General features: G+C 68.1%; 19 protein-coding genes and 2 riboswitches. Of the genes, 9 read left to right on the forward strand and 10 right to left on the reverse strand.

Features of this window, described 5'->3' with window-relative positions; translation table 11 throughout:
* The first annotated feature begins 67 nt into the window (after positions 1-67).
* Together RXV79_RS15745 and mnmC are read left to right on the forward strand one after the other, a co-directional pair.
* Positions 68-1,006 (forward strand): heme-dependent oxidative N-demethylase subunit alpha family protein, encoded by a 939-nt coding sequence (locus tag RXV79_RS15745; RefSeq protein ID WP_316698789.1) that lies wholly within the window; start codon positions 68-70, stop codon positions 1,004-1,006.
* The gene (gene mnmC, locus RXV79_RS15750; RefSeq protein WP_316698790.1) at positions 1,003-2,967 is read left to right on the forward strand and encodes a bifunctional tRNA (5-methylaminomethyl-2-thiouridine)(34)-methyltransferase MnmC2/FAD-dependent 5-carboxymethylaminomethyl-2-thiouridine(34) oxidoreductase MnmC1; all 1,965 of its coding nucleotides are present in this window, start codon (positions 1,003-1,005) and stop codon (positions 2,965-2,967) included. The genes RXV79_RS15745 and mnmC overlap by 4 nt, the downstream gene beginning before the upstream one ends.
* On the opposite strand, the gene RXV79_RS15755 is transcribed toward mnmC, so the two are convergent.
* The 3 genes from RXV79_RS15755 to rpiA all read right to left on the reverse strand — a co-directional run bounded on the left by RXV79_RS15755 (position 2,906) and on the right by rpiA (position 5,087).
* Positions 2,906-4,126: an alpha/beta hydrolase family protein gene (locus tag RXV79_RS15755; RefSeq protein ID WP_316698792.1), complete on the reverse strand. Its 1,221-nt coding sequence runs from the start codon at positions 4,124-4,126 to the stop codon at positions 2,906-2,908. The two genes, mnmC and RXV79_RS15755, sit on opposite strands and share 62 nt — an antisense overlap.
* A 28-nt stretch (positions 4,127-4,154) precedes the next feature.
* Positions 4,155-4,331: a hypothetical protein gene (locus RXV79_RS15760; RefSeq protein WP_316698794.1), complete on the reverse strand. Its 177-nt coding sequence runs from the start codon at positions 4,329-4,331 to the stop codon at positions 4,155-4,157.
* A 96-nt stretch (positions 4,332-4,427) separates the two neighbouring features.
* Positions 4,428-5,087: a ribose-5-phosphate isomerase RpiA gene (gene rpiA, locus RXV79_RS15765; RefSeq protein WP_316698796.1), complete on the reverse strand. Its 660-nt coding sequence runs from the start codon at positions 5,085-5,087 to the stop codon at positions 4,428-4,430.
* Positions 5,088-5,152: 65 nt separating this feature from the next.
* Between rpiA and RXV79_RS15770 the strand changes: the two genes are divergently transcribed.
* On the forward strand, positions 5,153-6,193 hold the full coding sequence (locus RXV79_RS15770; protein ID WP_316698798.1) for a quinone-dependent dihydroorotate dehydrogenase: 1,041 nt from the start codon (positions 5,153-5,155) through the stop codon (positions 6,191-6,193).
* A 32-nt stretch (positions 6,194-6,225) separates the two neighbouring features.
* On the opposite strand, the gene RXV79_RS15775 is transcribed toward RXV79_RS15770, so the two are convergent.
* Both RXV79_RS15775 and RXV79_RS15780 read right to left on the reverse strand, forming a co-directional pair.
* Complete coding sequence (locus RXV79_RS15775; RefSeq protein WP_296717563.1) at positions 6,226-6,864, reverse strand: 3-oxoacid CoA-transferase subunit B; 639 nt, start codon at positions 6,862-6,864, stop codon at positions 6,226-6,228.
* A 10-nt stretch (positions 6,865-6,874) separates the two neighbouring features.
* Positions 6,875-7,576 carry a CoA transferase subunit A gene (locus RXV79_RS15780; RefSeq protein ID WP_316698800.1) on the reverse strand — a complete coding sequence of 234 codons (702 nt, stop codon included), beginning with the start codon at positions 7,574-7,576 and terminating at the stop codon, positions 6,875-6,877.
* A gap of 114 nt (positions 7,577-7,690) precedes the next feature.
* On the opposite strand from RXV79_RS15780, the gene RXV79_RS15785 reads away from it, so the two are divergent.
* Complete coding sequence (locus tag RXV79_RS15785; protein WP_316698802.1) at positions 7,691-8,254, forward strand: LuxR C-terminal-related transcriptional regulator; 564 nt, start codon at positions 7,691-7,693, stop codon at positions 8,252-8,254.
* A 3-nt stretch (positions 8,255-8,257) separates the two neighbouring features.
* Here RXV79_RS15785 and RXV79_RS15790 read toward each other — a convergent pair whose 3' ends face one another.
* The 4 genes from RXV79_RS15790 to RXV79_RS15805 are packed head-to-tail and all read right to left on the reverse strand — an operon-like array spanning position 8,258 to position 12,553.
* The gene (locus tag RXV79_RS15790; protein WP_316698804.1) at positions 8,258-10,657 is read right to left on the reverse strand and encodes a transporter substrate-binding domain-containing protein; all 2,400 of its coding nucleotides are present in this window, start codon (positions 10,655-10,657) and stop codon (positions 8,258-8,260) included.
* Between the two features lie 4 nt (positions 10,658-10,661).
* Positions 10,662-11,081 carry an acyl-CoA thioesterase gene (locus RXV79_RS15795; RefSeq protein WP_316698805.1) on the reverse strand — a complete coding sequence of 140 codons (420 nt, stop codon included), beginning with the start codon at positions 11,079-11,081 and terminating at the stop codon, positions 10,662-10,664.
* Positions 11,082-11,103: 22 nt separating this feature from the next.
* On the reverse strand, positions 11,104-11,766 hold the full coding sequence (locus RXV79_RS15800) for a YceH family protein (RefSeq protein ID WP_316698806.1): 663 nt from the start codon (positions 11,764-11,766) through the stop codon (positions 11,104-11,106).
* A gap of 4 nt (positions 11,767-11,770) precedes the next feature.
* Positions 11,771-12,553, reverse strand: a complete 783-nt coding sequence (locus tag RXV79_RS15805; RefSeq protein ID WP_316698807.1) for an SDR family oxidoreductase — start codon at positions 12,551-12,553, stop codon at positions 11,771-11,773.
* Positions 12,554-12,733: 180 nt separating this feature from the next.
* Here RXV79_RS15805 and RXV79_RS15810 point away from each other — a divergent pair, with 180 nt between their 5' ends.
* The 4 genes from RXV79_RS15810 to gcvP all read left to right on the forward strand — a co-directional run bounded on the left by RXV79_RS15810 (position 12,734) and on the right by gcvP (position 19,269).
* The gene (locus RXV79_RS15810) at positions 12,734-14,425 is read left to right on the forward strand and encodes an electron transfer flavoprotein-ubiquinone oxidoreductase (RefSeq protein WP_316698808.1); all 1,692 of its coding nucleotides are present in this window, start codon (positions 12,734-12,736) and stop codon (positions 14,423-14,425) included.
* Positions 14,426-14,446: 21 nt separating this feature from the next.
* Positions 14,447-14,536: riboswitch (glycine riboswitch) on the forward strand.
* A gap of 10 nt (positions 14,537-14,546) precedes the next feature.
* A riboswitch (glycine riboswitch) is annotated at positions 14,547-14,658 on the forward strand.
* A gap of 60 nt (positions 14,659-14,718) precedes the next feature.
* A complete protein-coding gene (gene gcvT, locus RXV79_RS15815) occupies positions 14,719-15,855 on the forward strand; it encodes a glycine cleavage system aminomethyltransferase GcvT (RefSeq protein WP_316698809.1) in 1,137 nt (378 codons plus the stop codon).
* Between the two features lie 54 nt (positions 15,856-15,909).
* Positions 15,910-16,284 carry a glycine cleavage system protein GcvH gene (gene gcvH / locus RXV79_RS15820; protein WP_316698810.1) on the forward strand — a complete coding sequence of 125 codons (375 nt, stop codon included), beginning with the start codon at positions 15,910-15,912 and terminating at the stop codon, positions 16,282-16,284.
* Positions 16,285-16,326: 42 nt separating this feature from the next.
* On the forward strand, positions 16,327-19,269 hold the full coding sequence (gcvP, locus tag RXV79_RS15825) for an aminomethyl-transferring glycine dehydrogenase (protein WP_316698811.1): 2,943 nt from the start codon (positions 16,327-16,329) through the stop codon (positions 19,267-19,269).
* 9 nt (positions 19,270-19,278) lie between these two features.
* Here gcvP and RXV79_RS15830 read toward each other — a convergent pair whose 3' ends face one another.
* The gene (locus RXV79_RS15830; protein ID WP_316698812.1) at positions 19,279-19,692 is read right to left on the reverse strand and encodes a hypothetical protein; all 414 of its coding nucleotides are present in this window, start codon (positions 19,690-19,692) and stop codon (positions 19,279-19,281) included.
* A 125-nt stretch (positions 19,693-19,817) separates the two neighbouring features.
* On the opposite strand from RXV79_RS15830, the gene RXV79_RS15835 reads away from it, so the two are divergent.
* On the forward strand, positions 19,818-20,657 hold the full coding sequence (locus RXV79_RS15835) for a helix-turn-helix domain-containing protein (protein WP_316698813.1): 840 nt from the start codon (positions 19,818-19,820) through the stop codon (positions 20,655-20,657).
* Positions 20,658-20,664: the final 7 nt, after the last annotated feature.

The following is a 20,664-nucleotide window of genomic DNA, read 5'->3' on the forward strand; positions in this document are numbered from 1 at the left end:
CTCCCGGCAGACGAAAGGCGGGCCCGCTTCGCGGGCCCTTCTCTTTTGTGGGCATCATCTGGCCGCCATGCCCTTCGACTTCGCGAGCGTCAGCACCCCGTTCCGCATGCAGCCCGGCCTGCGCCGGCTGCCGCCCGGTGCCACGCAGCTCACCCCCATTGCGCCAGGCGACCGCACCCTGCGCGAGAAACTGGCGGTCCTCGGCGCCCATGCCCACCAGGCGCTGCTCAGCGCACCCGGCTTCGATGCCTCGCCCGCGCTGCAAGCCCTCGGCGCACACGCCGCTGTCGAACACCCCCAAGCCTGGTCGTCAAACGGATCCGGCCACGGCCATGCGCTCCGCCTGGGCTGGTCGGTGAGCGAGGGCGAGATCGAGCGACACACAGGCGCACGGCCCGAGGTCGGCGCCTGCCTGGAGGCGCTGGCCCCACCGTGGCGGCTGCCCGCATTGCTGAGCCTTGCGTTCGCCGAAGACTTTGCCGTGATCGACGGCCGCACTGCGCACATCCCGTGGCTGGCGGTGTGCCTGCCGTCCGGCTGGGCACCGGAAGAAAAGGTCGGGCGCCATTTCGCCCAGGTTCATGCGCCCGTGGCCGACAACCAACTGCTCGTGACGGCCAGCGATCACCTGGCGCGCCTCGTGTCGGGCGAAGAGCGTTGGGCACGCGACGTGTGGAGCATCACCCGACACCCGCGGCTGCATGCCCATCCAGCCCGGCTGGACCCAGCCCCCTGGCCGGCGACAGGCGATGCGCAGGCCCTGGCCGAGCGCGCCTACCTTCGCACCGAGCACCAGACCTTCATTCCCCTGCCGCAGCTGCAGCAGGCGGTGTTCACGATCCACGTGACGCTCACGCCGCTCACACAAGCCCTGACCAGCGTCGCCCAGGCACGCCAACTGCACGATGCGCTGGCGAGCATGAGCGACGCCGTGCTGGCCTACCGTGGCCTCACCGATGCGCGCGGGCGCCTGCTCGAGTGGCTGCAAACGCGCGCCGCGGAATGAACACGCAGCCCATCGTCCCGGCGACGCTCAGCCACACCGACGACGGCATTCCGTATTCGGCCCACTACCAGGACGTCTACCACCCCCGCGCCGGGGCCTTCGTGCAGGCCCGCCACGTCTTCCTCGGGGGCAACGAGTTGCCGGCGCGCTGGCAAGGTCGCTCGCGCTTCGTCATCCTCGAAACCGGCTTCGGCCTCGGCAACAACTTCCTCGCCACCTGGCAGGCCTGGCGCGACGACGCGGCCCGGTGCGAGCGGCTCGTGTTCATCTCGGTCGAACGACATCCCCTCACCGCCGAAGACATGCGGCGAGCGCATGCGCAGTCACCCGTGCCGCCCCTGGCCGCCGCGCTGGTCGACGCGTGGCCACCGCTGACGCACAACCTGCACACGCTCGATTTCGAAGATGGCCGCGTGCGCTTGCTGCTGGTCCTTGGCAACGTGCGCAGTTGGTTGCCCGAACTGGTGGCCCAGGTCGACGCGTTCTACCTCGACGGTTTCGCCCCGGCACGCAACGCCGAGATGTGGGAGCCGCAGATCGCCAAGGCACTGGCCCGCCTCGCGGCCCCCGACGCCACCTTGGCGACCTGGACCTCGGCCACCCCGGTGCGCGACGGCCTGCGCAGCGCCGGCTTCGAAGTGCGCGAAGCCCGCGGCACCGGCGGCAAGCGCGACATCACCCTCGGCCGCTATGCGCCGCTGTTCGTGCCGCGCCACGCGCCGTCACGCACCGCGCCGACGTTCACAACGCGACACGCCCTCGTCGTCGGCGCGGGCCTGGCCGGCAGCGCCACGGCGCTCGCCCTGGCCCAGGAAGGCTGGCGCAGCACCGTCTACGACCGGCGCGACACGCCCGCGTGCGAGACCTCCGGCAACCCCGCGGGCCTCTTCCACGGCATCGTGAACGCACAAGACGGCCTGCATGCGCGCTTCAATCGCGCCGCCGCGCTGATGGCGCGCGATGCCATCGAACGCGCGCTACACGACGACCCATCGCTCCCCGGTGCGGCCGACGGACTGCTGCGCCTGGACGAGTCCGAGGTCAGCACGCTGCGCGACGTGATCACCCGGGTCGGCCTGCCCGCGGACTACGTGCAGGCCGTGTCCCCGGCCGACGCCACGCGCCTGAGCGGGCTCCCGTTGAAGCAATCGGCGTGGTTCTACCCAGGCGGCGGCTGGGTCGACCCGGCCGCACTCGCCCGCCACTGGCTGGCGCAAGCCGCTCCCCTCGCCCGCTTCCAGGGCGGCACCTGCGTGGCGAGACTGCAGCGCAACGCGAGCGCGTGGCAGCTGCTCGATGCAAACGGGCGCGTGCTCGACGAAGCCGAGACCGTCGTGCTGGCCAACGCCGCCGACGCGATGCGCCTCCTCGGCGCACCCGACTGGCCCATCGACGCGGTGCGCGGCCAGATCACGCACTTCAGCCGCGATCTCGCACCCGGCCTCCTGCTGCCCCGCCTGCCGGTGGCCGGCTCGGGCTATGTGATGCCCGAGGTGCGGGGCCTCGCGCTTTTCGGTGCCACCTCGCAGCCTGGCGACGCAGACCCGAGCCTTCGCACCGCCGACCACGCCGCCAACCTCGTGGCCCTGCAACGCTTGATCGGCGGCGATGTCGAAGCCCCGCCCATCGACCACCTGCACGGCCGGGTCGGCTGGCGAACCCTCGCGCAGGACCGGCTGCCCGTGGTCGGCGCAGTGCCTGCCCCGCTCGACCAGCAGGGGCGGCTCGATCAACCGCGCTTCGTGCAACGCGTGCCGGGCTTGTTCGTCTTCACCGCCTTGGGCTCGCGCGGCATCACGTGGTCGACGCTCGGCGCCCGCACCCTGGCGGCATGGATCACCGGCGCGCCGGCCCCGATCGAAGCGAGCCTGATCGACGCCATCGACCCGGCGCGCTTCATCAGCCGGAGCGCGCGTCGATCAGCCACTGGCGCAGCAGCGCATACACCCGAGGGTGATTGAGCAAGGCCATGTGACCGAGGCCGGGCACCTCGGCGCGCTCCACATCGCCTGCCTCGCGCGCATCGAGCGCACTGCGGGTCGTGACCAGGCCATCGCCCAGCACCCGTCGCACCAGATGGCGGCCCCTCATCGCCTCCTGCCCAAGGCTGCCGGCCACCAGACGCAGCGGCGGCCTGGTTTGCGCGAGCGTGGGGAGACCGTGCCGCAAGTCTTTGACGCCCTGGCTGCGGCTGTCGGCGAGCGTCTGCAGCGGGCGTGTCACATCGGAGGTGCCGAGCGCAGCCGCCACGAAATGCCCAATCTTTTCGAGCGGCGCGCCGCGCAAGGGCGAGCCCAGGCACGCCACCCAGCGCACCCGCGCCACCCAGTCCGAGCCCACCGCCAGGTCGCAGGCCAGGCGAGCCACCAGCCCGCCCATGCTGTGGCCGATGAGCACGAGCTCGCGCACTTGCGGCGCCTGCGCCACCAGGCGGTCGAGCTGCGCGGCCAGACCTGCGGCGTTCTCGCCAAGGGGCAGCCCCGTGTTGTAGCGAAGGTAGAGCGGCACGACCGAAAACTCGCGCTCCATCAGCGCGCCGTAGTGCGGGCCCGCCGCTGTCGGCTCGACGTCGGCCCACGCATCGGCGAAGAGCTGCCAGCTGCGCTCGTCGCAGGCGAGCCCGTGGATGAAGACCGCGGCGCTCGGGCCCAGCCCGGCCCACATCTCGGGCGAGGCGGCGTCATCGAGCAAGTCGCCTCGCGCATGGAGCGCTATGTCCACCGCGAGCGGGCTGCCGGCCTGTGCCAGGGCATCACCGGCGGCGGCATTGAGGGCACTGCGCAGCGTGAGTTCGCGCCCTTGGGCCGGGCGCGCCGGGTCTGCGAAAGCGCGCTCGGCTTCTGCCGCGATGCGCGTCACCACCGTCGCCCCGCCCCGGACGGCGGCGTACACGCCACCGGCGATCGCGTCGTGCGCACGCTGCACCAGGCCGGCGGGCACGGACAGGCCGGGCACGGCCTGCACGGCGCGAAAGGTCTTGTCGGAAATCGCGGTGTGCATCTCCTGCACCCGCGTGGTCACGGCCTTCGCGGCAACCTGAACGGAGGGCGCGTAGGCCGCGTCATCGCTGCTGGGCAGCGGCGGCTTCGGCGAACTGTCGCGGCGCTTGGGCTTCTTCACACCGCGTATCCACCGAGCGATCGGACGGTCAGCCCTGGCTGGGCGGCGCGGCCACGTCTTGCGCGGGCGGCGCGTTGTCGGCTTCGCCCTGTGCGGGCTCCGAGCCGGCTTTGCGGTCGGCTTTTTCCTTCAGCTTCTCTTCCTTCTTCTTCTTCTTGGCCAACTCGCGTTGGCGCTTTTCGAACGAGTAGTTGGGTTTTGCCATTCGCCGTCCTTCCTGTGGGAGGGCCTCTTCCTGAAAAAGGCCCGGTGCGATACGCGCGAGGGTACGCGCTTTTCGGTGCTTGCTGGGCGAGACCGGTCAGAAAGTGAGTGTCTTCACGCCCTGCGCCGTGCCGAGCAGGCACACGCTGGCCTTGTGACGCGCAAAGATGCCCACCGTCACCACGCCCGGCCACTGGCTGACCTCGGCCTCCATGCCGGCCGGGTCGGTGATCGAGAGGCCGCGCACGTCGAGGATGTGGCAGCCGTTGTCGGTCACGACGCCGGCACGCAACACCGCGTCGCCGCCATGCTTCTTGAAACGCCGCGCGATCTGTGTGGCCGCCATCGGGATCACCTCCACCGGCAGCGGGAATTTGCCGAGCGTATCGACCAGCTTCGACTCATCGGCAATGCAAATGAAGCGCTCGGCGAGGTCGGCCACGATCTTTTCGCGCGTGAGCGCCGCGCCGCCGCCCTTCACCATGTTTCCGCGGTGGTCGATCTCGTCGGCACCGTCGATGTAGACCGGCAGGCGTTCGACCGTGTTGCTGTCGAGCACGCGGATGCCATGGGCGCGCAGCCGCTCGCTGCTCTTCTCGCTGCTCGACACCGCACCGGCGATGCGGTCCTTCATGCCGGCCAGGGCATCGATGAAGCAGTTGACCGTCGAGCCGGTGCCCACGCCGACGATGCTGCCGGGCACCACGTAGTCGAGCGCCGCCTGCCCGACGAGGGCCTTGAGTTCATCCTGGGTCATGGTGCGAAGGTGTTTGAAAGACAATCGCCCGATTATCCAAGACGCTGCTCGCCAGTCGTACCGGCATGCCCCTCGTTCCCTACGCGCTCACCCGCCCTTTTCTCTTCGGCCTCGACCCCGAGCAGGCCCATGACCTGACGCTCGGCGCGCTTGCCCGCATCCAGCACACGCCACTCATCTGCGCGGTGTCGCAGACACGGGTCGACGACCCGGTGACGATCGCCGGCATCCGATTCCCCAACCGCATCGGCCTGGCCGCCGGGCTCGACAAGAACGGCCGCTGCGTCGATGCCTTCGGCGCGATGGGCTTCGGCTTCGTCGAAGTGGGCACGGTCACGCCCAAGGGGCAGCCGGGCAACCCGAAGCCGCGCATGTTCCGGCTGCCCGAGGCGAACGCGCTCATCAACCGCCTGGGCTTCAACAACGAAGGGCTCGCCGTCTTCATCGAGAACGTGAAGCGCAGCCGCTTCCGCCAGCAAGGCGGCGTGCTGGGCCTGAACATCGGCAAGAACGCCGCCACGCCCATCGAGCGCGCGGTCGACGACTACCTGATCGGCCTCGACGGCGTGTACCCGCACGCCGACTACGTGACGGTCAACATCTCGTCGCCCAACACCAAGAACCTGCGCGAGCTGCAGAGCGACGAAGCGCTCGATGCACTGCTCTCGGCGCTGCAGAAGCGCCGCCTGGAGCTCGCCGCACAGCATGGCCGCAAGGTGCCGATGTTCGTGAAGATCGCCCCCGATCTCGACGACGCGCAGGTGGAGGTGATCGCCGCCACCCTCCGCAAGAACGGCGTCGACGGCGTGATCGCCACCAACACCACGATCGCACGCGACAAGGTGAAGCACCTGCCGCATGGTGAAGAGACCGGCGGTCTCTCGGGTGCGCCGGTGTTCGAGGCGAGCAACCGCGTGATCACGCGCCTGCGCGCGGCGCTCGGCCGCGACGTGCCCATCATCGGCGTGGGCGGCGTGATGAGCGGCGCCGATGCGCGCGCGAAGATCGCGGCCGGCGCCGACCTCGTGCAGCTCTACACCGGCTTCATCTACAAGGGCCCGGCCCTCGTGCCAGAAGCCGCACTCGCCATGAAGAAGGGCCGCTGAGGCGGCCCTTTTGTCGTGCAGGCGCGAGCCGCTCAGTGCAGCGGCACGCCGGTCTTGCTTTGCAGCTCCTCGCGGGTGACGCCGGGCGCCATCTCCACGACCTTCAAGCCCTGCGGCGTCACGTCCATGACGGCCAGGTCGGTGATGATGCGATTGACCACGCCCACGCCCGTCAGCGGCAACGTGCACTTCGGCAGGATCTTGAGGTCGGTGGAACCGTCCTTCTTCTTCGCCACGTGCTCCATCACGACGAGCACGCGCGGCACGCCGCCCACGAGGTCCATCGCACCGCCCATGCCCTTGACCATCTTGCCGGGGATCATCCAGTTGGCGAGGTCGCCCTTCTCGCTCACCTGCATCGCGCCGAGGATGGCGAGGTTGATCTTGCCGCCGCGGATCATCGCGAAGCTGTCGTGCGAGCCAAAGATGCTGGTGCCGGGGATGGTGGTCACGGTCTGCTTGCCGGCGTTGATGAGGTCGGCGTCGACTTCGTCTTCCGTCGGGAAGGGGCCGATGCCCAGCATGCCGTTCTCGCTTTGCAGCCACACCTCGATGTCCTTGGGCACGTGGTTAGCCACCAGGGTGGGAATGCCGATGCCGAGGTTGACGTAGAAGCCATCCTTCAGCTCGGAAGCGGCCTTCGCGGCCATTTCGTCTTGGGTCCAGGGCATGTCGTTCTCCTTAGGCTGCCGGGCGGGTGAGGCGCTTCTCGATGCGCTTCTCGGGCGTGGCGTTCAGCACGATGCGGTGCACGTAGATGCCGGGCAGGTGGATGGCATCGGGGTCGAGCGCGCCGGTCTCGACGATCTGCTCCACCTCGACGATGGTGATCTTGCCGGCCATCGCGCAGGCCGGGTTGAAGTTGCGCGCCGTGCGGCGGAAGACGAGGTTGCCGCTCTTGTCGGCGACGTGCGCCTTGACGAGCGCCACGTCGGGCACGAGCGCCCTTTCCATCACGTAGAGCTGGCCGTCGAACTCACGCGTCTCCTTGCCTTCGGCGACGATGGTGCCCACGCCGGTGCGGGTGAAGAACGCCGGGATGCCCGCGCCACCCGCACGCAGCTTCTCGGCCAGCGTGCCCTGCGGCGTGAATTCGAGTTCGAGTTCACCGGCCAGGTACTGGCGCTCGAACTCCTTGTTCTCACCGACGTAGCTCGAGATCATCTTCTTGATCTGGCGCGTCTCGAGCAGCTGGCCGAGGCCGAAGCCGTCGACGCCTGCGTTGTTGGAGATGGCGGTGAGGTTCTTCGCACCGCTGTCGCGCAGCGCCGCGATCAGCGCCTCGGGAATGCCACACAGACCGAAGCCGCCCACGGCGAGCAGTTGCCCGTCCTTCACGACGCCTTTCAGTGCCTCCGCGGCACTCGCGTAAACCTTGTTCATCACGCCTCCAGCAAGGAATATTTGCAGCGCGCAAGCGTACTACGTAACGCATTACGTAGTCGTTACGTAGAATTCACTAACCACATACCCGGCCTGACTTTTCGCGCTGTTCACATGGTTCTCACCCCCGACGACTACCGCACCGCCTTCGACCTCGCGCCGGTCGGGCTGGTGCTGTCGCGCAACCGCCTCATGCTCGACTGCAACCGGCAGCTGCTCGAGATGTTCGGCGCCAGCAAGGAGCAGTTGATCGGCCAGTCCTTCGAGATCCTCTACCCCACGCACGACGAGTTCGAGCGCACCGGCCAGCGCATCGTGGCGAGCCTCGATGCCTCAGGCTGGTATGCCGACGAACGTGTGATGAAGCGGGTCGACGGACCGCATCGCGGGCAGCTCTTCTGGTGCCATGTCTCGGGCCGCGCGCTCGACCCCAAGCAGCCGCACGCAGCGGGCGTGTGGTCGTTCGAAGACCTGTCGTCGCGCCGCCAGCTCAAGGCCGACCTCACCGCACGCGAGCGCGAGATCGCAGCCCTCCTGATCGAGGGCCTGACCAGCAAGCTGATCGGCAAGCGCCTGGGCATCAGCCCACGGACGGTCGACGTCTACCGGGCGCGGCTGATGCGCAAGTACGCGGCCAGCACCACACCCGATCTCGTGCACAAGCTGCTGAGCGCCTGACCCTCAGGCCGAGGCCGCAGCAGCAGGTGGCAGCACCACCTGCAAGACGAAGGTCGAGCCTTTGCCCGACTCGCTGTGGGCCTGCAGCGTGCCGCCCATCGCGGCCACGATCTGCCGGCTGATCGCAAGGCCGAGACCCACCCCTTGCCCGTGCCTCACGCCCGCGCGCCCCTGCGCATAGGGCTCGAAGATCTCCGCCAGCTCTTCGCTGGTCATGCCAGGGCCGGAGTCGGTCACGGCCACCTCGAAGAGCGGCGGCGCCTCCTCGTCGGGCCCGCCCACCCAGCGGCCCACCACCGAGACGGCGCCCTTGTCGGTGAACTTCACCGCGTTCTGCAGCAGGTTGGTCACCACCTGCTGCAGGCGTGGCGCATCGACCATCACCATCTGGTCGCCCGCCTCGCAGCGCGCTTCGAATGCCAGCCCCTTCTGCCGCGCGGCGAGTTCGCCCGGGGCGGTCATGCGAGTCCACAGCACCGACAGGCCGAGCGGCTCGGCATGCAACTGCACCGGCTTGGCGAGCGTCTGCTCGTAGGCCAGCGTCGTCTCCAGCACCTGGCTCAGGCCACGCATGGACTCGGCCATCGCATCGAGCAGCCGCTCCTGGAACGCCGGGTCGCGTTGCGTCTTGGCCATCTCGGCCCCGCTCGCCACGGCGCCAAGCGTGCCGCGCAACTCGTGTGAGAGATAGGCGAGAAAGCGGCCGCGTGTGGCCACGGCGTCTTCGGCCAGGCGCCGGCCGCGCGCCTCGACGGCGCGCGCTTCGGCCATGCTGCGCCGGCTGCGCCAGAGCAGCCCCATCCCGACCAGCAGGGCGAGCAGCACCGGCCCGCCCCAGGCCAGCACCTTGGCCCACGGCACGCCAGGCTGCACCGTGACCACCAGCCAGCGCTGGGCAATGGCGGTCGCCTCGGATTCGCTCACCGCATCGAGCCCCTTGCGCAGGATCTGCACGAGCTCCGGTTGCTCGTGGCGCACACCGAAGTAGAGCTCGCTGTCGCCGCCCGCCACCGTGCCGGTGATGCGCAGCTTCCCGCCGAAGCGGCGCTCCAGCAGCTCGTTCACCACCTTCACGTTGCCGAGCGCCACGTCGGCCGCACCTTCGGCCACGGCCGAGAGCACCTGGTCTTGCCGGTCGAGTTCGACGAGGTTGATGCCGGGGTGGCGCGCCCGCAATTCGGGGATGAGGAAATGCTGCTTGAGCAGCGCCACCTTGCGCACGCCGAACTCGCGCGTGTCGGTGATAAGCGAGCTGTCGTCGTCGCGCATCACGATGGCGGTCGGCACACGTGCGAAGGGGCCGACGAATTCATAGTCGGCACGGCGCAGCGGCGTGCGCACCAGGCCCACGATCACATCCAGCTCGCCCGCCACGCCGCGCGCATAGACGTCGGCGAACGACGAACCCACCTCGCGCTGCACCGCAAGGCCGGTCTTGCGCGCGACGAGCCGCAGGTAGTCGATGCCCATGCCCTGCGGTTCGTTGAGATCGCCCTGGCTCGTGATGGGCGAGAAACTGGCATCGAAGCCGATGCGGATGTTGCCGTGGCGGCTCACCCACTCCTGCTCGGCCGGCGTGAGCTGCGCCGCCTCGCCCGACACCGCCGTGAGCGCACCGGCTGGCAGCCAGCGGGCGGCCAGCAGCGAGCGGTCGACCGCGGTGACGGAATCGACCGCATGCGAGAGCACCGCGCGCAGCTCCTTCGCATCGCGCCGCACCGTGGGCCCGATGGGCACCTGGCCCGGCCCCAGGTTGCGACGCACCACGAGGTTGGCCAGCAGCAGCTTCTCGACGTGATAGACCACCACCTGCTGGTAGCCCACGAAGAGATCGGCGGAGCCCGAGGCCACGGCACGCAATGCCTGCTCGGGCGACGCGAAGCGCACCACTTCGGCCTGCGGGAAGCGCGTGGCCATCAAGGCGGCCGCGGGCGTCTCCTCGACCACGGCCACGCGGTACTGCCCGAAGTTGTCGTTTGCCGAGATGTCGGGCAGGTCGCGCCGAGCCACCAGCACCTGGTTGCCAGCGAAGACCGGCAGCGTGTAGAGCGCCGGCCCCTCCACGGGGCGTGGCGGTGCATAGGGCAGCATGTCGACCTGGCCATCCTGCAGCGCACGCACCGCAGCCTCGTTGCTGTCGAAACGCCGGAACTCGAGCCGCATGCCCACACGATCGGCCCACAGCGCGATGGTCTCGATGATGAAGCCGTGCGGCTGGCCGGGCTCGGGCGGTGCGAAGTAATACGGTGGGTACTCGCGCGCCACCCCCAGCCGCAGCACCGGGTGGCTGCGCACCCAGGCCTGCTCGGCCGACGACAGCTGGACCATCGGCACCTGCGCCCCGGCGCCGATGCACAGCAGCAGCATCGCGATGCCGGCCCAGGCGCGCCAGATGCGCTTCATGGCCTCAGGCGATCAGATCGCGCAGGCGATCCGGGAAGGGCATCGATTTCTGCTGCGGGAAGTTCACCCACACGATGGTGGCGCCACCCGCCGCGGCGATCACCTCGGGCGTGTCGGTGCGCGAGATCGTGGTGAAGCTGTCGAAGCTGCTGCGGCCGAGGTTGGCGGCATAGGTCTTCAGCAGCAGGTCGCCCGGGTATTCGAGCTGGACGAGGAAGTTGCAGAAGGCGTTGATGATCACGAAGCCTTCGCCGCTCCGGTCGGGTGCAAAGCCTTCGCCGTCGAGCCACTCGATGCGCGCCGTCTCGAGGTAGCGGAAGTAGCTCACGTTGTTGACGTGGCCCATCGCGTCCATGTCGCCCCAGCGGATGGGCATATGCATCTCGTGCACCAGGCGCTTCTGCTCGGGTATCTCGATGCGCATCCACCCTCCCAGGCTGTTGGTTTCAGGTCTTGCTCACACCCAATTCTGAATACAAACGGTCGACCAACGCACGCAATTCGGCCAGCTCGTTCTGCATGGCGGCCTGTTGTGACTTCAACGCCGCAAGCTCGCTGGTGGCCACGAAGTCGTCGGACTGTGGGGCGACGGGCATGGCCGAGATGTCGACGGCACCGCACAGCAGATGCGTCCACCGTTGCTCGCGCGCTCCGGGGGCGCGCGGCAGCTTCAGTGTGAGCGGCCCGCCCTTTTCTTCGCTGCGCGCGGCCAGCTCGTCGAGGAAGGCTTCGACGGACGACACATCGGCGAAGCGGTGCAGCCGGTCGCAATTGGCGCGCAGCTCCGAGCTCGTCTGCGGCCCGCGCAGCGCGAGCACCGCCAGCAACGCCACGCTCTGCGAGGGCAGCCCCATCGCGCGGCCCATGTTGTGCTCGTAGCGCGCCACCCGCGAGCCGCTCGACTCGAAGACGAGGTGCAGCACCTTCAGCGAATCGATGGCGCCCTGCACTTCCGATTCGGTGGCATTCACCACCGGGTCACGCGCGGTCTTCTGGTTGCAGCCGAGGGTGAGCGAATTGAGCGACAGCGGGTAGCTGTCGGGCACGGTGTGCGCCTTCTCGATGAGCACGCCCAGCACGCGCGCCTCAAGAAGCGAGAGTGCTCTCATCAGATCAGATCGCGAAGCCGTCGTCGGCCTGGATCACCGCGCCATTGACGAAGTGGCTCTCGTTCGAGCACAGCATCGTGAGCACCACGTCCAGGTCCTGCGGGGCGCCGATGCGCTTGCGCGGCATCATGTTGATGAGCTTCTGGCCCTGCTCGGTGTTCCAGTGGTGGTGGTTGATCTCGGTGTCGATGTAACCCGGGCAGATGGCATTGACGTTGATGCCGTAGCGGCCCCACTCCAGCGCCATCGCACGGGTCATGTGGATCACCGCGGCCTTGCTCATGCAGTACACGCCGATCTGGCCCAGCGCTTTCAGGCCGGCCATCGACGCGATGTTGACGATGCGCCCGCCGGTGTAGGTGCCGGGTGCTGAACCCTTGGCACGCGCCAGCATGCGTTTGCCCACCTCCTGCGCCACGAAGAAGGCACCCTTGGTGTTGGTGTCCATCACGTAGTCGTAGTCCTCGGGCGTCACGTCGGTGAGCTTCTGCGTCGTGCTCACGCCGGAGTTGTTGACGAGGATGTCGATCGCGCCCGTTTCGGTCTCGGCGTGGGCGACGGCCGCCTTGATGCTGTCGGTGTCGGTCACGTCGAGGCGCACCACATGCGCATCGCCCCCCGCCGCTTCGATCTCGGCGCGCAGCGTCTTCAGGCGTTCCACCCTGCGGCCTGCGAGCACGACCGCGGCGCCGGCCGTGGCCAGCGTCTTCGCGAACTGGGTGCCGAGCCCGCTGGACGCGCCGGTGACCAGTGCCACGCGGCCGGACAGGTCGATGGTGTAGGCCATGTACTTCTCCTCGTTGATGTGTACAGCAGCGTTTGACTGCGATGGATGGCAATGAAGATAGCACGCGGCCTGCAGTGCAGGATTCATCGCCGACTCGCTTGAACTTAGAAGCGAACGATCGTTCTTTTCGACCGATCGGCCAATTAGAATGCGCGGCGATTGTTCATCCAAGGAGACTGCATGACCCCCGCCGAAATTCTTGCCCAGTACGGTCCCCGCGAGGCCATGGAATATGACGTGGTCATCGTCGGCGGTGGCCCGGCGGGCTTGTCGGCCGCGATTCGCCTCAAGCAGCTGGCGGAAAAAGCCGGCAAGGAAATCTCGGTGGTCGTGTTGGAGAAGGGCTCGGAGCCCGGGGCGCACATCCTCAGCGGCGCGGTGATGGACCCGATCGCGATGAACGAGCTGTTCCCGAACTGGAAGGAGCTGGGCGCTCCGCTCAACCAGCCGGTCACCAAGGATGAAGCGCTCTTCCTGTCGGAGACGGGCGTGATGAGCACGCCAGGCTTCCTGATGCCCGACAACTTCCACAACCACGGCAACTACGTCGTGAGCCTTGGCAACGTGGTGCGTTGGCTGGCACAACAAGCCGAAGCGCTGGGCGTGGAGATCTTCCCGGGCTTCGCCGCCGCCGAAGTGCTCTACAACGACGACGGCTCGGTCAAGGGCATCGCGACCGGCAACATGGGCATCAACAAGCAGGGCGAGCCCACCGAGAACTTCCAGCTCGGCATGGAGCTGCACGGCAAGTACACCCTCTTCGCCGAAGGCTCGCGCGGCCACCTGGGCAAGCAACTGATTGCCAAGTTCAAGCTCGACGCCGGCAAGGACCCGCAGGGCTACGCGATCGGCGTGAAGGAAATGTGGGAAGTCGACCCGAAGCAGCACCAACCGGGTCTCGTGATCCACGCGGCGGGCTGGCCGCTCAAGAGCGACACCTACGGCGGCGGCTTCCTGTACCACATGGAAGACAACAAGGTGGTGCTCGGCTTCATCACCGGCCTCAACTACGAGAACCCGTGGCTGAGCCCCTTCGAGGAAATGCAGCGCTGGAAGACGCACCCGGCGATTCGCAAGCACATCGAAGGCGGCAAGCGCCTGAGCTATGGCGCCCGCGCCATCACGGCCGGTGGTTTGCTGAGCCTGCCCAAGACGGTGTTCCCGGGCGGTGCGCTGATCGGCTGTGATGCCGGGTTCCTGAACGGTCCGCGCATCAAGGGCAGCCATGCCGCGATGAAGACCGGCATGCTGGCCGCCGAGGCCGCCTTCGAAGCCGTGACCGCCGACCGCAAGGCCGACGAGCTCGCCGCCTACCCGAAGGCCTTCGAAGCGAGCTGGCTCTACAAGGAACTCAACCAGGCCCGCAACTGGAAGGCCTGGTTCAAGTGGGGCCTGTGGGGCGGCACCATCGGCACCGGCATCGAGTACTGGCTGCTGCCCAAGCTCGGCATCAAGTCGCCACCGTGGACGATGCACCGCACGAAGCCCGACCACGAGTACCTGAAGCCGGCCAACCAGTGCCCGAAGATCGAGTACCCGAAGCCCGACGGCAAGCTCACCTTCGACCGCCTGAGCTCGGTGTTCATCTCCAACACCAACCACGAAGAGCACCAGCCCGCGCACCTGACGCTGAAAGACAAGTCGGTGCCGGTGAACATCAACCTCGCCAAGTACGCCGGCCCCGAGAGCCGCTACTGCCCGGCCGGCGTGTACGAGTTCGTGCCCGACGAAGCCAACGCCGGCAAGGAGCGCCTGCAGATCAACGCGCAAAACTGCGTGCACTGCAAGACCTGTGACATCAAGGACCCGACGCAGAACATCGTCTGGGTGACGCCGGAAGGCGGTGGCGGCCCCAACTATTCGGGCATGTGATCGAGCGCGGGGAGTTACACTCCCCGCCTGTCAGGAGAGAGCTTCCTCGTGAAGCCGCCGAAGGCGCAGGGCCCTGCCCGAACGCTCAGGCAAAAGGACTGACAAAACGCTCTGGAAACAGGGCGTCCTTGCTGGAGAGAGACCCACCCCGAGTGGGTCCACCGAAGGGGCAAGCGGGTGCTGCGTGAGCGGCCCTCGCCAATCTCTCAGGTAAAGCGGACAGTGAGGGCATTGCAAGCGTTTTCCACTCCGGTGGAGAACACTTGGATTCAGCAATGTCCTCGGAGATCGCCATGTCCGCACTGCCTGCCGCTACACCTGCTTCCCTGCTCAAGACCCCGCTGCACGCGCTGCACCTGGAGCTGGGTGCCAAGATGGTCCCGTTCGCCGGCTACGAGATGCCGGTCAACTACCCCGGCGGCATCATTGCCGAGCACAAGCAGTGCCGCGAGTCGGCGGCACTCTTCGACGTGTCGCACATGGGCCAGCTCCGCCTCATCGGCGACGACGCGGCCCGTGCGCTCGAATCGCTGGTGCCGGTCGACGTGGTCGACCTGGCCGTGGGCAAGCAGCGCTACGCCTTCTTCACCAATGCGAGCGGCGGCATCCTCGACGACCTGATGATCACGCGCCGCGAGGGCGACCTCTTCGTCGTCGTCAACGCGGCCTGCAAGGACGCCGACACGCGCCATCTCGTCACCCACATCGGCCACCGCTGCACCGTGCAGCCGCTGCCTGACCGCGCGCTGCTGGCGCTGCAAGGCCCGAAGGCGGTGACGGCCCTGCGCAAGCTCAACCCCGAGGTGGCCCAACTCACCTTCATGACCGGCATGGCCGCGCACATCGCGGGTGCCGACTGTTTCGTCACCCGCTCCGGCTACACGGGTGAAGACGGCTTCGAGATCTCGGTGCCGGCCGACCGTGCCGTGGCGCTGGCGCGTGCCCTGCTCGCGCTGCACGAAGTGAAGCCGGCCGGCCTTGGCGCGCGTGACACGCTGCGCCTGGAGGCGGGCCTGTGTCTTTACGGTCATGACATCAACGCGACCACGACGCCGGTGGAGGCGGGTCTCACCTGGGCCATCCAGAAGGTGCGCCGCCCCGGTGGCGCCCGCGCTGGCGGCTACCCGGGCGCAAGCGTCATCGAGTCGCAACTCGCCACCGGCGCACCGATCAAGCGTGCGGGCCTGCTGGGCCTGGAGCGTGTGCCGGTGCGCGAAGGTGCCGTCATCGTCGACGCCAAGGGCCACAAGCTCGGCCACGTGACGAGCGGCACGCTCTCACCCACCGTCAACCAGCCCATCGCGATGGCCTACCTCGCGGCCAACCACGCGCTGGCGCACCACGAGGTGTATGCCGAGGTGCGGGGCAAACGCCAACCCATGCGCGTGTGCCCCATGCCGTTTACGCCGCACCGCTATCACCGTGGGTGATCAACGCCCCCGCGGCTGACGCCAGATTTCCCGAACACAACCAGGAGCCTTCCCATGACGACCATGTACACCCCCGACCACGAGTGGATCAACATCGAAGACCACGAGGCCGCCACCGTGGGCATCACGCTGCACGCGCAGGACGCGCTGGGCGACGTGGTCTTCGTCGATCTGCCCGAAGTGGGCCGCACCTTCAAGAAGGGCGAGGTGTCGGGCGTCGTCGAATCGGTCAAGGCGGCGGCCGACATCTACATGCCCGTCAGCGGCGAGATCGTGGAAGTCAACGAAGCCCTGCGTGCCGACCCGTCGCTCGCCAACAGCGACCCGCTGGGCAATGGCTGGTTCTTCAAGGTGAAGGTGAGCGACATGGCCGAGTTCGAAGGCCTGCTCGACGCGCCGGCCTACGACGCGCTCGTCAAGAACGCCTGATCTCGAGTCTTGCCTGCCCGCCCTGCTCTCGCTGGAAATGAAATGCTGATGTCTGCCCTGAAGCCTCTCGGTGAACTCGAGAACCCATCTGAATTCATCGCCCGCCACATCGGCATCGAACCGGAAGACGAGCGGCGCATGCTCTCGGCCATCGGCGCGGCCTCGCGCCGGGCGTTGATCGACAGCATCGTGCCGCGTGCCATCGCGCGCCCGCAGCCCATGCAGCTGCCGGCGCCGGTCACCGAGGCCGATGCGCTCGCCGAGCTGAAGTCCATCGCGTCGAAGAACCAGCTGCTCAAGAGCTTCATCGGGCAGGGCTACCACGGCACGCACACGCCGGGCGTCATCCTGCGCAACATCCTCGAGAACCCCGCCTGGTACACCGCCTACACGCCCTACCAGGCCGAGATCTCGCAGGGCCGCATGGAGGCGCTGCTCAACTTCCAGACCATGGTGTGCGACCTCACCGGGCTTGCGATCGCCAATGCGTCGATGCTCGACGAAGCCACAGCCGCCGCCGAAGCGATGACGCTCGCCAAGCGCAGCGTGAAGGCCACGGGCAACGTCTTCGTCGTCTCGGGCGACGTGCACCCGCAGACGCTCGAAGTGCTGCACACCCGAGCCAAGCCGCTCGGCCTGGTGGTGAAAGAGGCGAACTCGCACGACGAGTGGAATGCCGCGGTCGCCGCCGACGACTACTTCGCCGCGATGGTGCAATACCCGGCCAGCAGCGGCTGGCTCCACGACTGGTCGGCCGAGGCCGACAAGGTGCACGCCAGGAAGGCCGCTTTCATCATGGCCGCCGACCTGCTGGCGCTCACGCTGCTCAAGACGCCGGGCGAGATGGGCGCCGACATTGCGGTGGGCACCACCCAGCGCTTCGGCATGCCGATGGGCTGCGGCGGCCCGCACGCCGCCTACCTGGCAGTGCGAGACGACTTCAAGCGCTCGATGCCCGGCCGCCTGGTTGGCGTGAGCGTCGACGCACACGGCGCGCCCGCCTACCGCCTCGCGCTGCAGACGCGCGAGCAGCACATCCGCCGCGAGAAGGCCACCTCCAACATCTGCACGGCGCAGGTGCTGCCGGCGGTCGTGGCCAGCATGTACGCGGTCTACCACGGGCCGCAGGGCCTGACGCGCATCGCGCAACGTGTCGCGCGCTACGCCGGCATCCTTGTCGCAGGATTGAAGCAACTCGGCGTCGACCTCAGCGCCACCCACCACCTCGATCGTGGCGCGTTCGACACCATCAGCCTGAAGACCGGCGCCGACACCGAGCGCCTGCTGCAGCGCGCCGTCTCGCTCGGCGCCAACCTGCGCCGCGCCTGGGGCGAGTACCTGTGCATCACGCTCGACGAGACCACCACGCGCGACGACCTCGCGCTGCTGTGGAAGATCTTCGCCAAGGACGGCCAGACGCTGCCGAATGTCGACGCCCTCGCCTCGACCCCCGACCTGATCCCTGCAGACCTGCGCCGCAGCTCCACCTTCCTTACCCACCCGGTGTTCAACACGCACCACTCCGAGACGGAGATGCTGCGCTACATCCGCAGCCTGTCGGACAAGGACATCGCGCTCGACCGCAGCATGATCCCGCTCGGCTCGTGCACGATGAAGCTGAACGCGACCAGCGAGATGATCCCCATCACCTGGCCCGAGTTTGCCAACGTGCACCCCTTCGCGCCGCAAGAGCAGCTGAAGGGCTACAACGAACTCGACCAGCTGCTGCGCGACTGGCTGTGCCAGGCCACCGGCTACTCCGGCATCAGCCTGCAACCCAATGCCGGCTCGCAAGGTGAATACGCCGGCCTCCTCATCATCAAGGCCTACCACGAGGCCAAGGGCCAGGGGCACCGCAACATCTGTCTGATCCCCGAGTCGGCACACGGCACCAACCCGGCCAGCGCGCAGATGGTGGGCCTGCAGGTCGTCGTCACCAAGTGCGACGCCGACGGCAACGTCGACCTCGCCGACCTGAAAGCCAAGTGCGAGCAGCACAGCGCCAATCTCGCCTGCGTGATGATCACCTACCCCTCCACCTACGGCGTCTTCGAGACGCGGGTGAAGGAGCTGTGCGCTCTCGTTCACCAGCACGGCGGCCGGGTCTACGTGGACGGCGCCAACATGAACGCGCTGGTCGGCATCGCCGCACCGGGTGAGTTCGGCGGCGACGTGAGCCACCTCAACCTGCACAAGACCTTCTGCATCCCCCACGGCGGTGGTGGCCCGGGTGTCGGCCCGGTGTGCGTGGTCGAAGACCTCGTTCCATTCCTTCCAGCACACCGCGCGGCGGACCTTGGCAATGACCAACAAGTCGGCGCCGTGAGCGCCGCGCCGCTCGGCAATGCCGCCGTGCTGCCGATCTCGTGGATGTACGTCCGCATGATGGGCGCCGAGGGCCTGAAGCAGGCCACCGAAACCGCCATCCTGAGCGCCAACTACATCGCTGCTCGCCTGGCCGACCACTACGACATCCACTACAGCGGCAGCATCGCCGGCGTGAAGGGCGGCGGCGTGGCGCACGAGTGCATCCTCGACCTGCGCCCGCTGAAAGACACGTCCGGCGTCAGCGCCGAAGACGTGGCCAAGCGCCTCATCGACTACGGCTTCCACGCCCCGACGCTGAGCTTCCCGGTCGCCGGCACGCTGATGGTCGAGCCGACCGAGAGCGAGCCGCTGGTCGAGCTCGACCGTTTCTGCGACGCGATGATCGCCATCCGTCAGGAGATCGCGCGCGTCGAGCAAGGCCAGTGGCCGAAGGACGACAACCCGCTCAAGGCCGCGCCGCACACCGCCGCCGCGCTGCTCAAGAACGAATGGCCGCACCCCTACTCGCGTGAGGAAGCGGCCTACCCGGTCAAGAGCCTGCGGCAGCAGAAGTACTGGTCGCCGGTCGGTCGTGTGGACAACGTCTACGGCGATCGCAACCTCTTCTGCGCCTGCGTGCCGATGTCGGCCTACGGTGATGAGGCCGACGAGACCTGAGCCTCGCCATCAGGCGTGGGCATACGCGCCTGACGCGCGCCCACGCTGCAGCGCCACGTACTGCAATTCGGCGAAGACCAGCACCGTGACGATGTGCACGCCGAGGAACGCGTAGCCCCAGGCGCTCGGCTGCAACCAGCTGGCGAAGGCCAGCAGCGCGCAGTCGAACGCCCAACCGACGTTGATCGCGACCAGCGCCCAGACCAGGGCACGCGGCACGCTGTCACGCCGCGAAAGCCAGGCCACGAAGACGACGTAAGCGACCAGTGCCGCACCGCCGCCCAGCAACAGCCAGGCGGGCAGCTGGAGCAGTGTCTGCAACGCGCTACCACCGAGCAGCATCGCGAGGGCCGCCACGGCGGTCACCGCGGCATCGGCCTGCAGCACCTTGCGAAGGAATGGGGTGACGTGAAGGTGAGTCATGAGCATCTCCTTGGGTTGAACACCGCCCAACGCGGCATGGCCCGGATGCTCGGCCTAGCGATGCAGGCAGTCCATGACCTGCGAGGTCATGGGTTTGGCAGGAGCGCTGCGGTAATGTGCGGGCCATGAGCAACGCCATCGCCACCGCCTCACCCTCTTCTGCACAACCCGTCGGCGCCTTGCTGCGCGAATGGCGCCAGCGCCGCCGCCTGAGCCAGCTCGACCTGGCGATGGACGCCGACATCTCCACCCGCCACCTGAGCTACATGGAGACTGGCCGCTCCACGCCCAGCCGGGCGATGGTGCTGCACCTGGCCGAGCAGCTCGACGTGCCGCTGCGCGAGCGCAACGCGATGCTCACTGCCGCCGGCTATGCACCGCTCTACCCCGAGCGCAGGCTCGACGACCCGGCCCTGCAGGCCGCCCGGCAGACGGTCGAGCAGTTGTTGAAGGCCCATGAGCCCCACCCCGCGCTCGCCGTCGACCGGCACTGGAACATGGTGGCGCACAACCCCTCGCTGTTGCTGCTCATGCAGGACATCGCGCCCGAGTTGCTGCAGCCGCCCGTCAACGTGCTGCGCCTGAGCCTGCACCCGCAGGGCGTGGCGCCCAAGATCGTCAACCTGCTCGGCTGGCGCGATCACCTCTTCGATCGCTTGCGCCACCAGATCAACCTCAGCGCCGACCCCGTGCTCGTCGATCTGCTGAAGGAGCTGCAGGCCTACCCGGTGCCGCCCGGTGTCGACGAGCACGAGCACATCGCGCCCAATGCTGTGGCCGTGCCGCTGAAGATCCGATCCGCCGCGGGTGTGCTGTCGTTCCTCAGCACCACCACCGTCTTCGGCACGCCGATCGACATCACGCTCTCGGAGCTGGCGCTCGAGACCTTCTTCCCCGCCGACGAGTTCACCTCGAAGGCCCTGCGTCACCTGAGCGACGGACTGGCCGGCCGCCAGCAGGCATAACCCCGTG

This window comes from Piscinibacter gummiphilus (assembly GCF_032681285.1).
Lineage (GTDB): Bacteria > Pseudomonadota > Gammaproteobacteria > Burkholderiales > Burkholderiaceae_C > Rhizobacter > Rhizobacter gummiphilus_A.